At 32.8% G+C, this 1,340-nt stretch carries 2 protein-coding genes and 1 pseudogene; all 3 read left to right on the top strand.

The annotated features are described in order from the left end of the window. Positions 1-373 (top strand): VOC family protein (locus AC1DTM_RS26745; protein WP_477001307.1); only part of this gene is annotated, 373 nt, incomplete at its 5' end. An 8-nt stretch (positions 374-381) separates the two neighbouring features. Next, positions 382-633, top strand: a pseudogene (locus tag AC1DTM_RS26740) (alpha/beta fold hydrolase); the annotation flags it as partial. A gap of 117 nt (positions 634-750) precedes the next feature. Beyond that, the gene (locus tag AC1DTM_RS26735) at positions 751-1,326 is read left to right on the top strand and encodes a histidine phosphatase family protein (RefSeq protein WP_016105931.1); all 576 of its coding nucleotides are present in this window, start codon (positions 751-753) and stop codon (positions 1,324-1,326) included. Positions 1,327-1,340: the final 14 nt, after the last annotated feature.

The raw sequence follows: 1,340 nt of genomic DNA, 5'->3' as shown, positions 1-1,340 counted from the left end.
GTTTAGAATAGCACGTCCAACTGATAAATTTGAAGAGGTTATAGCATTCTATGAAAAAGGATTAGGTTTAAAACGTATAGGTGAATTCTACGATCATGATGGCTATGATGGGATCATGTTCGGTCTACCAGATGAAGAGTATCATTTAGAATTTACAAGACATATAGATGGAAGCCCTTGTCCGGCTCCAACAAAAGACAATTTACTTGTATTTTACATGCGTGAAGATAGTGAAATGAAAAAAGTGAGTAAAAGGCTGCATGCAATGGGATACGATGAAGTAGAACCAGAAAATCCATATTGGAAAGATAAGGGGATAACGATAGAGGATCCGGATGGTTGGAGAATTGTGTTAATGAAAATAGAAGAATAAAGGGTAATGAATTTATTGAAAGATTACAAAAGAATTATTCTCTTACTTTAGACTTTCATCGTAAGAAATATGAGAAACCAGTTCTATTGTTAGCTGGGAGACAAGATATATCAGTAGGTTATCAAGATATTGTACGAATTATTGAAGATTACCCAAGAGCAACATTAGCGGTGTTAGATATGGCGGGACATAATTTGCAAATTGAACAGCCTGATCTATTTGAGAGTTTAGTTTGGGAATGGATTAGACGAACAGTTTAGCAAAGTTCATAAAATAGTTTAAAAGAAGAATTAATTAATATTTTGATTGTACTCAAGTTTTGAGACGGCAGAGATTAAAATAAGTAATTAACTTATAAATATTTTCAAGGAGGACTTATGAATACATATATCTATATGGTTAGGCATGGTGAATCACCAAAATTAGAAGGAGATGAAAGAACACGTGGATTAACTGAGAAGGGAACTTTAGATGCTCATAAAGTAACTGAGATATTAAAAACAGAGGGGATTGATACTTTCATTTCAAGTCCGTATAAGAGGGCTATGTTAACGATAGAAAAGTCAGCTAATTTCCATGAAAAAGAAATAGTAGTATATGAAAATCTCAAAGAGTGTAGGTTTTTAAGTGAGGATAAGATTATATCAGATAAGGAAGTGTATCCACTCGTAAAGAAGATGTTCTCTAATCCAGATTTCACACTAACTGGAGGAGAGTCGTATGTGGATTGTCAGAGAAGAGTCGTGAAAATATTAAAAGAAATATTAATAGATTTTCAAGGACATAAAATTGTAGTTGGTACACATGGGCTTGTAATGACATTGATGATGAACTATTTTGATAACCAGTATAGGCTTGAATTTTTAATGAATACATCAAAGCCAGACGTATATAAGCTAGAATTTAAAGACGAGCAATTAATAAATGTAGAGAGATTATGGAGAGAGAAATGAAATGGATTATATGG

It is taken from the genome of Bacillus sp. P4_D3 (genome assembly GCF_056401855.1).
The sequence above is the reverse complement of the archived record's forward strand: the minus strand, read 5'-3'. Positions and strand labels throughout refer to the sequence as shown.